11 protein-coding genes are annotated in these 14,487 nt (G+C 40.1%); 8 read left to right on the top strand and 3 right to left on the bottom strand.

Going from position 1 to position 14,487, the window contains the following annotated elements; all coding sequences use genetic code 11:
• Positions 1 to 258 precede the first annotated feature (258 nt).
• A complete protein-coding gene (locus IRY55_RS08505) occupies positions 259 to 1,995 on the bottom strand; it encodes an Ig-like domain-containing protein (protein WP_194562876.1) in 1,737 nt (578 codons plus the stop codon).
• 545 nt (positions 1,996 to 2,540) lie between these two features.
• On the opposite strand from IRY55_RS08505, the gene IRY55_RS08500 reads away from it, so the two are divergent.
• From IRY55_RS08500 to IRY55_RS08480, 5 genes are all read left to right on the top strand, one after another.
• A complete protein-coding gene (locus tag IRY55_RS08500; RefSeq protein WP_194562875.1) occupies positions 2,541 to 3,434 on the top strand; it encodes a tyrosine-type recombinase/integrase in 894 nt (297 codons plus the stop codon).
• Complete coding sequence (locus IRY55_RS08495; protein WP_194562874.1) at positions 3,431 to 3,883, top strand: hypothetical protein; 453 nt, start codon at positions 3,431 to 3,433, stop codon at positions 3,881 to 3,883. Before IRY55_RS08500 ends, IRY55_RS08495 begins: the two co-directional genes overlap by 4 nt.
• Positions 3,884 to 3,892: 9 nt before the next feature.
• Complete coding sequence (locus IRY55_RS08490) at positions 3,893 to 4,621, top strand: ATP-binding protein (protein WP_194562873.1); 729 nt, start codon at positions 3,893 to 3,895, stop codon at positions 4,619 to 4,621.
• A 1,363-nt stretch (positions 4,622 to 5,984) separates the two neighbouring features.
• Positions 5,985 to 6,614, top strand: a complete 630-nt coding sequence (locus IRY55_RS08485; RefSeq protein WP_194562872.1) for an S-layer homology domain-containing protein — start codon at positions 5,985 to 5,987, stop codon at positions 6,612 to 6,614.
• A gap of 17 nt (positions 6,615 to 6,631) precedes the next feature.
• Complete coding sequence (locus IRY55_RS08480; protein WP_194562871.1) at positions 6,632 to 9,115, top strand: phosphodiester glycosidase family protein; 2,484 nt, start codon at positions 6,632 to 6,634, stop codon at positions 9,113 to 9,115.
• 123 nt (positions 9,116 to 9,238) lie between these two features.
• Here the strand turns inward: IRY55_RS08480 and IRY55_RS08475 are convergent, their stop codons facing one another.
• On the bottom strand, positions 9,239 to 10,354 hold the full coding sequence (locus tag IRY55_RS08475) for an RNA-guided endonuclease TnpB family protein (protein WP_194562870.1): 1,116 nt from the start codon (positions 10,352 to 10,354) through the stop codon (positions 9,239 to 9,241).
• Between the two features lie 88 nt (positions 10,355 to 10,442).
• On the opposite strand from IRY55_RS08475, the gene IRY55_RS08470 reads away from it, so the two are divergent.
• The 3 genes from IRY55_RS08470 to IRY55_RS08460 all read left to right on the top strand — a co-directional run bounded on the left by IRY55_RS08470 (position 10,443) and on the right by IRY55_RS08460 (position 13,264).
• The gene (locus IRY55_RS08470) at positions 10,443 to 10,583 is read left to right on the top strand and encodes a ribbon-helix-helix domain-containing protein (RefSeq protein ID WP_194562869.1); all 141 of its coding nucleotides are present in this window, start codon (positions 10,443 to 10,445) and stop codon (positions 10,581 to 10,583) included.
• Between the two features lie 213 nt (positions 10,584 to 10,796).
• The gene (locus IRY55_RS08465) at positions 10,797 to 12,197 is read left to right on the top strand and encodes an MBOAT family O-acyltransferase (protein ID WP_194562868.1); all 1,401 of its coding nucleotides are present in this window, start codon (positions 10,797 to 10,799) and stop codon (positions 12,195 to 12,197) included.
• A gap of 11 nt (positions 12,198 to 12,208) precedes the next feature.
• On the top strand, positions 12,209 to 13,264 hold the full coding sequence (locus IRY55_RS08460) for a hypothetical protein (protein WP_194562867.1): 1,056 nt from the start codon (positions 12,209 to 12,211) through the stop codon (positions 13,262 to 13,264).
• A gap of 37 nt (positions 13,265 to 13,301) precedes the next feature.
• Here the strand turns inward: IRY55_RS08460 and IRY55_RS08455 are convergent, their stop codons facing one another.
• Entirely contained in the window at positions 13,302 to 14,378 is a 1,077-nt protein-coding gene (locus IRY55_RS08455; RefSeq protein WP_194562866.1) for an S-layer homology domain-containing protein, read from the bottom strand.
• Positions 14,379 to 14,487: the final 109 nt, after the last annotated feature.

The raw sequence follows: 14,487 nt of genomic DNA, 5'->3' as shown, positions 1-14,487 counted from the left end.
GTAGTTTACTTTTAAAGAGCCCCGCCACTGGACTTTCACCAGCATACGACTTCACCTGACTTCGCCCCTTTGTAAAGGTAAATTACGCATTGGACGCAGGAGGATTAGGCGCAAGTACGCTAGACTGTTGTACTTGAATTGGACCTTCCCCAATTTATCTCTTTTGAACAGTTAGAAGGTAAGGGAAAAGACTAGCCTTTCCCTTACTCCCGCTCATTTCATACTACGACTTATAGAGCAACGTTTCGTTTCGTTTTTTTAGTTAACAGTATTTTTTACACCTTTGAGTGTTTGATTAGCTGCTGCTTTTTTATCATTTTCTGTTTCCTGTACACGGTAAGTATCTTGTTTTAAATATTTAACAGAAACAGTTGAATAGTCTTTATCTTTTTCAAATAAATCTTTATCAAATGTCAGTGTCACTGATTTTCCTGTTGCTGTTGCTGCTGTTGTTGCATAATTTTTATATTCTGCACCTTCCACAGTAAACTGTTTAGCAGCTTTTTCATCTGTGTTATCTTTGAATTCAATTGCTTCAGAGTAGGTGATTTCTAATTCATTAGCTTTTGTTGCAATTGCTCCTACCATTACTGGTGCTGCGTTATCGATTACATCAATATTAGTATCGTATTTCAAATCTTCCTCAGAAGCTACAACGTCGTTTTTACCTTTAATTTTATCGTTAGCAAGCCATAAATCAAAGTCTGTCTCAGAAGTTACAAACTTGATTTTATCATTTGCTGGCGTGATTGTAATAGCATTTCCACTTACACTCACTTTAATTTGATTAGAACCTTGTAACATTTCTCCAGCTTTGTTAAAACTTCCATCATTATTAATTTGGTAACCTTTAACTTTTACATCTGCTGCTTTTAAATCAGATGCTACAATATCTTTATTAAACTCAACGATGATTTTTTCAGCTGAATCTAAAGTGATTTCATCTAGTTTCGGAGCTGAAACATCGATACCATTAATTGTTGACTTGAGATCTGTTTTATTTTTTGGAGCATTTGTAGAGTCTGTTTGTACAGTTTCTTTCACTACTTTAACAGTATAAGACTTCGATGATTTAACTGTGAATTTTTTATCATTATCAGATTTATTTACAAAATTTTCTTCAACATCTTTAATACGGAGTGTTTTTCCTGTAGCATCTTTAACATCATACTCAACTTCGCTACCTTTAAATGTGAATTTCTTACCAGACTCTTCAATAACGATTTCTCCGCCACTTGCTAATTCATCTTTAACACGCTGGTCAAATGTTAATAATAAATCTGCTTTTTTATTATCTTTAACGTCTCGGTCAAATTTAGCAGACATAGATTTTACAGCAACATCTTTTTGAGCTTGCGCTTTTAATGAAGAAGCTGCTGGGTTTGTAGCATTTGTGAATACTTTGTTAGCAACCACGTTAGCTGGTACTTCAACAGTGTAAGTAAGTTCCTCATCTAATTTGTTAGCAGAACTTGGATTTTGTTGTAAGGTAATGTTTTTACCAGATACTTCTGCATTTGCCTCTAAAGCTACTTCTTTACCAGTAGAAGTTTTTACAGTGAATAATTTAGTTGAAACATTAGTCTCTTCTAAATCTTTATCAAAAGTAATTACAACACTATCATTGACTACACGTGCAAGAACAGCTTTAGGTTCTGCGTCTTTGATAGAAGGCATAGACACTGTAATAGATCGTTTTGAATCAGATAGTGCTTCTCCTTCTTTATTAACTACCGTTTCATCAATCACAACTTTATATTTTTTTCCAGCTTCTAAAGTGCCTGGTTTAATATCAAATTTGATTTCTTTTTTAGTTGTAGCGTCTACCCACTCAGCAGAGGCACTTTCAGCAAGTACATCCTTCAGTGTAGTTACACCATTTGCAAGTTCTTGCCCTTGCTCATTAAAGATTTTAATTTTATCTAATTTTTCAAGTGTGTCTGACTTCATTTCTTCTTTAAAGTTCAAGAAGAATTTTTCTTGATCAGCATTCACTTCTAGTGTTGGCTTTTCTGCTCCTACATTTAGAATCGTTGGATTAGATGAATATTTAACATCTGCAGTAGTAGCGTTGTCACTATCTAATAAAGCAACCGTATATTTAATATCTGTACGTGGTGCTTCGTTTAAAATAATTTCAGCTTTTTTATAATCATTACTAAAGCTAACATATGTTGCTACGAAATTCGGATTTTTTGATGAAGTTCCTGCATCATAAGCGACAAAGTGCCCTGGATTCTTTTCAATTTCACGTGCAAGGTCTGCATCAAGAGCTTTACCAAATGTTACTTCATAACGAGTATCGTTAATTGCCTTTATAAAAATCAGATCGAATACTTTGAAAATTCGGTGTTGGTTAGAAAATCGTGAAAAGTGGGGGTTTTTTGAGTGAATTTTTGGTTTTGGGAAGAGTTTTTGGAATGTGGTGTTTTCTCATTGCATTTCTTTTTTTGTCTTTTTATAATTAGAACAAATGTTCTTTTAATCGTTTAGGTTCTTTTTCATTGCTTTTTGTTACGATACTGAAGAGGTGATGGAAAGTGAAAGTGTTATGTTATCGAGAGGCGATTGAAATTTTTGAAAAGTGGTTACAGTTGCGTCAATTAAGTCCAGAAACTGTGAGGGGATATGGAATTGATGTGAGGCAATTTTATGAGTGGCGTTCGAAAAAGTGGAATGCGCCGATTAATGTATGCGCGTTGGAGAGCCGTCATTTTGAAGGGTACATTGCCTATTTAATGGAGGAGCGAGCCTGTCAGCCACGTTCGGTCAATCGGAAGTTGAACGCACTTTCCACTTTTTTTGAATGTTTAATTTTGAAAGATTGGATGACGCACAATCCGATGGAGAAAGTGACGCGTTTGAAGGTTGTAGAAGATGAGCGAACGTATTTGACAGCGGAAGAGGTGGATCGCTTATTGCGTCATGTCGATCATCCGGTTGTCTATTATTTTTTGCGCACGATGGCTTTTACGGGAATGCGGGTCAGTGAGTGTATGTATTTGAAATTAGAACATTTAGATTTAGAAAAGCAATCCTTACTCGTTTATCAAGGAAAGGGTGGAAAAAGTCGTCGTATCCCTCTCAATGATGAAATTACAGAAGATTTACACTATTACTTGAATTATGTGCGTCCGCTTGTGTCGACCCCATATGTCTTCGCCTTTCGTCGGACTGGGCAAGTGAGTCGGCAGTCGATAAATAATCACTTAAAGCGTGCGAGAGAGCGAGCAGGCATTGATAAAGATGTGACGAGCCACATGTTGAGACACTCATTTGCAAGTTATTTAATTACGAAGGGCGTCCATGTCGCCATTATTCAAAAATTATTAGGTCATGCGAATTTGCGGACGACTTCTACATATTTGCATGTGGATCAACAAGATTTAATTGACGCGATTCAACAAGTCGATTATGAAGGAGTGGGGCGATGAGTTTGCAGCAAACTGCTTGGCGTATCGCGCGACAGTTTGAAGAAGGAATTTCGTTAGCTCTCATTTTAGAAGAACACGGATTTGAAAATGTCTCGGCCTTAGGCGAGTGGATGGCGCAGCAGTCTTTCCGATGGAATGTCGAGGAGCATCGGTATGAGCGAGTGGACAAGTTAGATTTCTCCGCGTTTGAATTCGATCAACCTCCTACTCACCAACGCTTGAATGAAAACGAACTGTTTCATGGTTTAGAAGAGCATCTCGGCATGATGCGAAAAATGTTACAAGGAGCGTTTCCTGTTCAACTGACAGCTACGATTCGACATGAGATGTTGAATTATTGTGAGCGACAAGGATATACAGCGGATGAATTTATTGAACGCGCCATCGTCGAACAGTTGAAGCGTGACCGAATGGAAAAGACGAATCGTGCTATCGATGAAGAGCACTAACTTGCTCAGTTGTCTCGCCTTGAAATCAGCAATCCTGGCACATTTTTGGAAGGAATTCATCCTGACAATATTTTGCACCATGCCTCTACTCCGAGAAATCCTCATTTGATGACTTTATTAGATCGTGTTCGTTTAGTGAATCGTACGAATTTAGAAGTCTCTCGTATTTATACAGAATTATTGAAAGAGGGAAAGGAACCACCTGTCTATGAAGATAGTGGGATTCAAATTCAATTGACGATGTTTGCGTCGATCGTTACACCTGAATTGAAAGCTTATATCGAAGAACAAAATGAACAAAGTGTTGTGTTTTCAGTCGATCAGTTACTAATTCTTCATTATCTATTGAAGCATTCCAAAGCAAACGTAGAGGGTATTGGCTATATTACACAAAGTGCAAAAGAATCAGCGAAAAATCAATTGAGTGAATTAGTACGATTAGGCATCTTAGAACAAGTAGAAGCAGGAAAGGGTTATATTTTGTCGCAACAAACATCCGAACGTTTACAGTCTGACTTTACCTATGAGCGCAATGTATCGTTAGATGTTGAAAGGATCAACATCCTCATTATGAATGTGATGAAGGAGCAAGGAAAAATGACGCGAGCCGATATTCAACAAATGAGAGGATGGAATCAACAACGTGTCTATCGGGAAATGTTGAAGTTGAGGGAACAAGGTTTAGTTGAAAGTGTTGGTCATGGAAGAGGCGCTTATTATCGTTTGCGATCGGATTAAGATCCGTTGTATCTAATCTGTATTTAATCCATTTCAGTATTGAATAGATTCATTGTATCTATTCGAGTTTTCATTGTATTTCGCAACTGAAAAGTGAGCCATTTATTAATAAGGTGCAGGCTAGTTCAATTCTTTTCGCGCCCGTTGCTCTTCTACAAGTCATTGGCGATGAGGTATTTTCTTTTGATAATGCTTATGATTGTTCAGTTTCTGAGTAATCTGTTCTAAATACTTTTGGGCTTCCCCAATGTTGAAATAGATTTTGAGTTTATTAATTTAATTTTAACCGTTTTTCTATTTCAAAAAAATCGCCTCTTTCCGAAAGTTCGGAAAGAGGCAATTCGTATGTAGCTCGCTCCCCGGCGAAAGGGAGCGAGGGTCACTTTTACGGCGAAGTAAAAGTTAAATCTGTAAAGGCGACTAACTCATTGGTTAGCCGTATTTCTATTATAGCTTTTTATTACTTCAATAGTATCGAGCAATACTATTATTTTTAAAGTATTTCATCTGTTCTATATCTCTTATCAATTGGATGAAATTGTGTAGTTCATCAGTCTATCCATTGGAAAAGAATTAGAAGAAATGTATACCTCTTTGTATAACATTATATATAGGAAAATGTTAAGGGGTTGAAAATAACTCCATGTTTTTCATTAAAAGTGTGTAGAGAGAGTTAAGGAGAACCTTATCCTAACAGTATTTCAAAAATCTATTGACAAATCATGTAAGTTGTCGTATGAATTTTTAGATTTTTACGATAATCTATAATGCTTTTTCATTCCCAGAGTTCTTCGATTATTTAGGTGTGCGCCATTGGACAGGGAAGATAGGCCAATGTGTAGAGTTTGACTGAATGGGAAAGAATGGTGGCTGAGCTCATTATTTACTCATTCAGCTCGATCAACCTAAAAAATCCCCCCTTCTGAATAGAGAAGGAGGGATACTATGTATGCCACTCTCCGGCGAAAGAGAGTGGATTACTTTTATGGCGAAATAAAAGTTAAATCTGTAAAGGCGACTAACAAATTATTATCGTTAGTCATAAGTTAATTATAAACCTTTTTCATAAAAATGCTACTGAACGATACTATTATTTTTCATCACTTCTTTATCTATCATCACCTAATTGATGTTTCAGATGAATAAGTTCAGAAGTCTGACCTCATCTCGTGATTAGAAAAAAGTTTATTACATAATAGAACGATCTCATTTTAAAAAGGTTCCACATTATTTTTATACCCTGTCTAATCGCCTGTAAACATACCTGAGCGAAAGGAAAAAAGATACAAATATTGATAGAGTGCTTTTTCATGTTTCAGAATGCGTTATACTAGAGAAGTACGAAACGAAAGGAGAGGGTACTATGAAAATGTGGCTTAGTTCGTTGCTTGTCGTTGGAAGTTTGACTATGGCGCCTTTGTCGGCACAAGCGTTCACGGATGTGAATGCGCGCTATCAAGAGGCGGTTGATTATATGGTATCAGAAGGTTATACGAATGGAATTAACGCGACGCAGTTTGGTGTCGATGCGCCGATGAAACGTTTAGATGCGGCTGTTATTTTAGCGAAAGTGCTAGGGGCGGAAAGTAAAGGGGCAAGTGTACCATTTACCGATGTGCCTGCTGATCGTGCGTGGGCAGTGAAGGCGTTAGTCGATGCCGGAGTAACGCAAGGGAAAACTGCGACACGTTTCGGTTCGAACGATGCGATAACGCGTGCAGAAATGACACGTTTGTTGCGCCTTACGTTCAATGTAGCGGAAAGCGATCGACCGATTCCGTTTACCGATGTCAGTCCACGTTTTGTGAAAGATGTGTCTGCTCTATACGAATTGAACGTAGCAGCAGGGAAGACGTCGACACGTTTTGGAGCAGAGGAAACATTAAAACGTGGAGAATTTGCGTTGTTTTTGCATAAGTTAGTTCAAGTCGATGAAGACTTTGAAAACGGCGAAGATTGGACAGATGCGCCAGAAGTTGAAAGTATTACATGATGAAGGAGCGGTTCAGAGTGAAGCGGATTTGGAAAGTTTTCGTTGTCGTTTGTTTATGGACAGTCGTTTTGGCAGCACAACCTGCCGGGGCGCAAAGTTTGTCGAATGGTGTCTACTATGAGACGAAAAAAGTAGATGGGCGTCATTTTGAACAAATGTCGATTAATTTAGATAAGCCGTATACGACAGTCGATATGTTAGTGCCGAGTCCAATCAACTCATTGCATACGGTCAGTTCGATCGCGAAAAGTTCAACGCGTGAACAATATCACGTTGTTGGTGCGATGAATGCGTCGTTTTTCCATTTTAATAATGGATTACCTGGTTATTTATTAGTGAAGGATGGCAAGATTGCGCATTTAGGTTCAGTTTCGTCGAATCGGAATGACTTCATGCATACACCTGCAGCATTCGGTGTGAAGGCGAACGGTGAAGCTCAAATTGCGCCGTATGAGTTAACGCCGACGATTCATTATAAAGGACAATCGTATGCGATGAAAAATTACAATAAAGAACGTAGCGACGATGACAGTGTCTTGTATACGTCAAGTTGGGCATATACGCATACACGTACGAATCAATTCGGCATTGAAGTCGTCGTGTCGACACCGCGTTCTGTCGAACAAAATGTCGTTTTAGGTGAGCGAGTGAAAGGGCAAATTACAGGCATTCGTCCGTACGGTCAAAAGACGAGTGCAGCGATTCCGACGAACGGTCGTGGGTTCGTCATTTCAGTTCATGGGAAAGAAATTCCGCAATTCGTTCGCGCTATGCAGAAAGGTGAAGAAGTGGAATTATCGTATACGGTCGATGAGCGTTGGCAAGATGCGAACTTCATGTTAGCTACAGGCCCGCTCCTCGTTCAAAACGGTCGCCCTCATTTAACAATCGATACGACGAGCGATCGAGCGAAGCAAGTGACGGACCGTTCAGCAGTCGGTGTGACGGCAGATGGTAAGCGCGTTATGTTCGTCACGGTCGGTCGTCAAAATGGTGGAAAAGGGATGTCACTCCCACAGTTTGCGAACTATTTATCGAAGCTCGGTTTAGCGCAAGCAATTAACTTAGATGGTGGCGGTTCAACGACGATGGTACACCGTCCTGTCGGGAATAAATATCCTGACAAGTCGAGTCGTCCCGGAAGTGAAAGACGTGTGCACGCAGCGCTTGCGGCAGTAAGTACCGCTCCTTATGGAGAACCGAAGTACGCGAAGCTCGAACAAGCGCAACAAGGAGCCATAGCGGTCGGTTCATCTGTCGGGTATCGCGCTTCTGCGATGATGGATGAGTATTTGAACGTCTTACCACAACAGACGGCGACAGCGACACCGATTGAAGTGCGTGGCGGTGTCGGAGAAATTCGCGACAATCAATTCGTCGCAACGAAGGCTGGAAAAGGCTCAGTCGTTGTAGAATACGGTGGCGTACGTCAAGAAGTACCTGTTGAAGTGGTGAATCCGACGGCACTGAAGTTTTCATCAAATGAGTTGACGTTAGCGCCAGGCAAGACAGTAGCGTTAACGGCAGACTTTACGATGCCGAGTGGGAAACCTGTCATCGTTAACAATGCGACAATTGAAATGAATGTTCCGGCTGAACTCGGTACGTGGGAAAACGGTCGCTTCACAGCAGCCACGACTGAAGGTGTCGGAGAAATTACAGCGAAGTTCGGTACAGTGCAAAAGAAATTGAAAGTAACAGTTACGAACACACCACAATTAGTCGGTTCATTTGAGTCGACGAACGGGTTAGTATTTAGAGCGGCGAATGCGACAGGAAAGTTAACGGCGAATACGAAACAACATGCGTATGATCGCCAAGGTTCTGTCCAACTCGATTATCAGTTCACGAAAAATGAAACGACGTCTGCCGCGTATATCGATTGGCAGTCAGGTTATCCGATGCAAGGGAATTTTGAAGCAGTCGGTGTCGCAATTTACGGTAATGGCGGTAATCATTGGGTGCGCGGTCAAGTGAAAGATGCGAATGGAAAAATACATTCAATCGACTTCACTGAGCCGAAAGGGTTGAATTGGCACGGTTGGAAGCGTGTGAAGGCGACATTGCCAAGTACGATTGCACAACCTGCCGTATTAGAGTCGATTTACGTCGTCGAAACAGACGGGGCGAATAAGAAGAACGGTTCGGTCCGCTTCGATGAGCTTATCTTATATCCGAGTGCGTCAGAAACGTTGCCACGTACGTGGAGTTCGAGCGCAGTGTCGATGACGGTACCCGCAAATAAAGTATTTAACGTCCGCTTCACACAACCGATGGATATGGCAGTATTGACAGATGCGAAGTATACGTATATCGAGAATCGAGAAGGGATGCGCTACCCTGTTCGTTTAACGAAGCAAGACGATCGTACAGTCGGTGTCCAAGCGACGACCGCTTTACCAGCAGGAGAATATTCTCTCGTCATTACAGCGGCAGTTACGAACGCGAAAGGGAAACCGATGAAGGACGACCACGTCTTATATTTCAAAGTGAATTCGTGAACTACCCGCCACTTAGTTAACCTTCCGGTCTACTTGAAGTGGGGGCTTCTCGACTTGTCGTTGCTTTTACTAGCCAACGAAAATTGACCGAGCTAACCCTCGTGTTCCACAAGTTTTTGTTACTTATGATAACGCTAATAAGCGAATGCCTTCATTTTTGATATTGATTGCTGAATTGTAGTCACGATCTGCCACATAACCGCATGAACAACGGTAAGTGCGTTCAGATAATTTCATTGGTTTTTCTGCACCACAACAAGAGCATTTTTTAGTAGAAGGAAACCATTTATCGATTTTGACAAGCTGTTTTCCTTGTTCTTTTAGCTTGTACGATAAGAATGTAGTGAACATTCCCCAACCGTTGTCATGGACGCTTTTACCGAAGCTGAGGGCTTGAGACATTCCTTTCATGTCTAAGTCCTCAATTACAACAGCATCATAGGTTGACACTAATTCTTTTGATTGATGGTGAAGGAAATTCATTCGTTGATTGGCTACTTTTTCATGTAACTTAGCTACTTTCAAACGCTGTTTCTCCCAACGTGCAGAACCCTTTTTTTTGCGAGATAAGATGCGCTGTTCTTTTGCTAGTTTGTCTAATGATTGTCGATAAAAACGTGGGTAATTGGCTTTCTCACCCTGTTCACTTTCAACATATAGACCATCCATAGCAAAATCCAAGCCGACAACTTTCTGAATTTTTACTAGCTGAATATCTTTCTCGTATTCTGTCAAAATCGAAACATAGTATTTTCCTGTCTTTGTTTTAGAAATAGTGCAAGATTTCAATTTATAATCAGCAGGGATTTCTCTATGTTGTTTGATTTTTACTAATTTTAGTTTAGGTAATTTGATATGACCGTCTTGCAATTCAATATTTCCATTTACTCGATTGGTCGTGTAAGACTGTTTATGTTTACGACTTTTGAATTTCGGAAACTCAGCACGACCTTCAAAAAAGTTTTTATAGGCTTTTTGCAAGTTCAACTGTGCATTGGCCAAAGCTAAAGAATCCACTTCTTTTAGAAACGGAAATTCATCTTTATATTTTGCAGGAGTCGGAAACTTTTGCTTTTTAAGAGTTTCTTTATCATCCTTGAACTTTTCATAGGTTTCCTTACGTTCCGCTAACATCTTGTTATAGACAAAACGAACACAACCAAAAGTTTTGGCTAATAATACTTCCTGTTCTTTATTTGGTAGCAAACGAAATTTGAAGGCTTTATTTTGCTTAGTCATATCTATTCACCTCACTTTGTACGGGGTAATATCGTATATATTGATTATATCGTAGAAATGCCGTACAATCAAGTGAGAGGTGATAATTTTGAAAAATGATAAAGTGCGTGTAGAAGTTCGTATGCCCAAAACAATTATCGAGAAATTAGATCAATACCAAAAAGAGAATGGACTCTCTACAAGAACAGCGACTATTCTTGAATTATTGAGAAAAGGCTTAGAAAGATAGCTTTGGCTAAAGCCAACCGAAATTCATCTCCCACCTACTCATTGGTGCTATTCGCACCTTCACATTCCTTGAGGATGGGAGACTTCTTTCGGAAAGCCGTTAAAAGAAACACCTTCTTTCATATCGGAAAGAAGGTGTTTTTTAGTCATTTCGCCATAGAGAATATGTGGTATTATTTGTGAAGGAGTGTCAAATAGATACGGAGGGAAGCCAGTGATTTTTAACTCGTTTGAATTTATCTTTTTATTTTTACCTATCGTATGGAGTGTGTTCTTCATTGTCGGTAGACTAAATATCCCATTTGCGCGCATGTGGCTTTTCTTAGCGTCTTTATTTTTTTACGGCTATTGGAATCCAAGCTATTTGCCGTTAATTTTAATTTCGATGGTCGTGAACTATACGGTCGGATCGATTTTAGCAAAAAATAAAATAAAAACGTATCGGAAGTCGATTTTGACAGTCGGTATTTTATTTAACGTCGGTTTAATTAGTTATTTTAAATATTATGATTTCTTTATCGAAAACGTCAACTGGATTTTCGGTACAGAGTTTGCGTTAAAAGAGTTGTTGCTTCCGTTAGCGATCAGTTTTTATACGTTCCAACAAATTGCGTATTTAGTTGATTCGTATCGCTTAGAGACGAAAGAGTACAACTTTTTCAGTTACGGTTTGTTCGTTTCGTTTTTCCCGCAATTAATTGCGGGTCCTATCGTCCATCATGGCGATATGATGCCGCAGTTCGGAGAGCGAAAAACGTACCGCATTCAATACGAAAACATTTCAAAAGGGCTCATCATTTTTGCAATCGGACTGTTTAAAAAAGTTGTCATCGCCGACCAATTCGCGGTGTATGCGAATGCGGGATTTAATGCAAGTGAGGCACTGACATTTTTCAGCGGTTGGTATGCGTCACTTGCGTACAGTTTGCAGTTGTATTTCGACTTTAGTGGTTATTCGGATATGGCAATTGGATTAGCGTTTCTCTTCAATATTCGTTTGCCGATCAACTTTAACTCTCCATATAAAGCGTTAGATATTCAAGATTTTTGGCGTCGTTGGCATATGACGTTGTCTGGATTTTTGACGAAGTATGTGTACATTCCGCTCGGTGGAAATCGTAAAGGGGAAGCACGCACTTATGTGAACATTTTAATTATCTTTTTAATTAGCGGAATTTGGCACGGTGCAGGGTGGACTTTCATCATATGGGGAGCGTTACACGGTGTAGCGAGTATGATAGCGCGCATGTGGAAAAAAACACCGTATCGATTGCCGAAATGGCTCGCATGGTTCATTACGTTCCAGTTCGTTAACGCAGCGTTCGTCATTTTCCGAGCGACGTCGATGGAACAAGCGATGGATGTGTTCCGTGCGATGATCGGATTGAACGGTATCGAAGTGACGGGAGCGATGACGTTATTTAATGAAACGTCACTCATTTTATTCATTTACATGTTGATTGGAATGTTCATCGTCTTATGGATGCGCAATTCGATCGAAATTTTAAAAGGGCATCGCAAAACAGTAGCGTTTGCGCTCTTTATTGCAGGAATATTGTTTTATAGTGTGATGCAGTTGCAGCAAGTGTCGGAGTTTTTATACTTTAACTTCTAAGGAGGGGTCGCATGTCTGACAAAAAGTTTACGATTGTAACGTTCACTGTTTTCGCTTTATTAACGTCGTTCGTCGTAGCGTTTAATATTTGGATTGATCCGATGTGGCATTATGGTCATGCGCACACTTTTAATGATGTACAACAAGTGATCGACGAACGTGAACAAAAAATTGTTCGTTTACGAGATGGGATTCAAAACGAAGATACGCTACTGATTGGAAGTAGTCGCTCGACATACATTCATCCTTCAGCTTTTGAAATGTTAGATGTTTTTAATTTTTCGGTGGCTAATTTGTCGATGCGTGCATACGACAGTATGATTCGATACGGCGTACAAGTGCATCCGGAATTTGAGCATGTCTTATTAGGTGTCGACTTCTTCAAAGCGAGTGAGCAAGAAGCGGGACTGCCGAGTTCGATTATGAATTATGAGAAAAAAATCGAAGGTTCGTTTTACAAATCGAAAAATGCATTGTCATTGAAAGTATTTGATTATGCTGTGGGTAACTTCCGTCTGTCTTGGAAAGATTCGATTACCCAAGATCGTCTGTACAATCGACAATTAGAAGCTTTTGCGCGTGAATTAGATGATGAGACGCGCGCAAAAGAATTATCGCTGAAAATCGAACGTTTTAAAGAGGAGTTTTACGGCGAAAATTTCGTCTTTTATGAAGCGTACTCGGAAATATTAAATAAAGTCATCAACAATTTTAAGGATCAACAGTTCACATTTTTCACGACACCGATTTCGACCCAATTGTTTGCGGTATTAGTCGAGGAAGGGAACTATCCCGATTATGAGCGTTGGATTCGCGAGTTAGTAGACGTGAACGGAGAAGTGGTGAACTTCATGTATCCGAATGAGTATACGAACAATTCCCTTAATTATTTGGACGGGCATCATTTCTATCCGCATGTTGGGGATGCGATTGCGAAACAATTAGAGGCAGTTATTCGAGGAGAAGAGTTGGACGGTTCGTTCGGAGTTCGCGTGACGCGAGAAAATGTCGATGAGCATTTACGAGACGTTCGTCAAACAATCGACGATTGGATGGCTGAACAATAAAAAATCCTTGCATCGTTTCAATACGATGCAAGGATTTTTATTTTCCTTTATACGGTTCCATCGTGACGTGTTCGAGTTCAACATAGTCTCCTCGTTCAACAGAGAAGATGATGAAATCTTGTAGTGTCGTTTGAAATTTAACCGGTGCTTCGACTGTCGAATCATTCAAAATACGTAATGTCCCTTCTTTATAGTTAGGTGCAACGTGAGCGCGGTACGTACCAATCGGTAAATCGTATCCAACTTTGTATGTGCCGGTCGTTTGAATCAATTTTGGTTGATGGCGAATGAATCCCGAGCGGTATAAAAAGCCGTTCACAAATTCAATTTGTTCCCCTTGTTTAACTGTGACGTAATAAGGAGCATTCGCAGGCGTCATGCGCGTATACGTCTGTCCTGAACGTTGACGCAATGTGAATTTCCCTTCCTCTTCAATGGAAACATATAAATATTCACCCGCTGGAATCTTTTGTGCTGCGATATAAATTCCTGGTAAGTAGAAGCCTGTTAAAGAATCTTGTACTGCTTTCGCTAAAAAGTGTGCGGCTTCCCCACGTTGTAGCGGAGCGCTTGGTCGGAAGGTTCCGTCTGGAAAACCTGTCGTATATCCTGCATGGATGAGCGATTGTACCGCTTCATACGATGCGACACGTGGAGACATGTCTGTAAAGTGGATGCGTTTTCCCTCAATCAATTGGAAAGAACGTTGTAAAAAGAGCGCCATTTCCCCACGTGTTACCGTCTTCGTCGGCTTAAATGTGCCATCAGGGAATCCAGAAATTAATCCGGCATCCGCCACGGCTTGAACGAGTTGTCCTTCTAGCGTCGTCACGTCAATATCTTTAAATTGGGACGGCTGTTTGGACGGTGGTAAATTTTTTGCACGAGCGATTCCAATCGCTACATCGAGCCGATTCATCGGACGGAACGGATAAAAGTTCGAAGCAGGATCGATGACGAATTGATTGAGCAGTAGTTGAATATCTTCAAAAAAGCGATACTCGGGCGAAATATCTTCAAACATCGGTGCTTTCGGAGCCTCGGCTGCATATGTGAGTTGAGGCAGCAGTAGAGAAGCACTCAACATAGTCGATAACAATATTTTTTTCATCATGGGTAAAACCTCCTTTCCAATAATTATACTGACAGTATGGATAGAAAGCGAGAAAAGTGAGAAGATTTTTTACTGTTGCTTGTGTAAGGTTTTAGAGATAGATATAATA

It is taken from the genome of Savagea serpentis (assembly GCF_015351395.1).
GTDB classification, from domain to species: domain Bacteria; phylum Bacillota; class Bacilli; order Bacillales_A; family Planococcaceae; genus Savagea; species Savagea serpentis.
This window is presented reverse-complemented; position numbering and strand designations above follow the sequence as displayed.

Bases quoted from the DNA above. Each gene is read 5' to 3' on its own strand.
- IRY55_RS08495 (WP_194562874.1), top strand. From the start codon at position 3,431: ATGAGTTTGCAGCAAACTGCTTGGCGTATCGCGCGACAGTTTGAAGAA.
- IRY55_RS08485 (WP_194562872.1), top strand. From the start codon at position 5,985: ATGAAAATGTGGCTTAGTTCGTTGCTTGTCGTTGGAAGTTTGACTATG.
- IRY55_RS08475 (WP_194562870.1), bottom strand. From the start codon at position 10,354: ATGACTAAGCAAAATAAAGCCTTCAAATTTCGTTTGCTACCAAATAAA.
- IRY55_RS08460 (WP_194562867.1), top strand. From the start codon at position 12,209: ATGTCTGACAAAAAGTTTACGATTGTAACGTTCACTGTTTTCGCTTTA.
- IRY55_RS08455 (WP_194562866.1), bottom strand. From the start codon at position 14,378: ATGATGAAAAAAATATTGTTATCGACTATGTTGAGTGCTTCTCTACTG.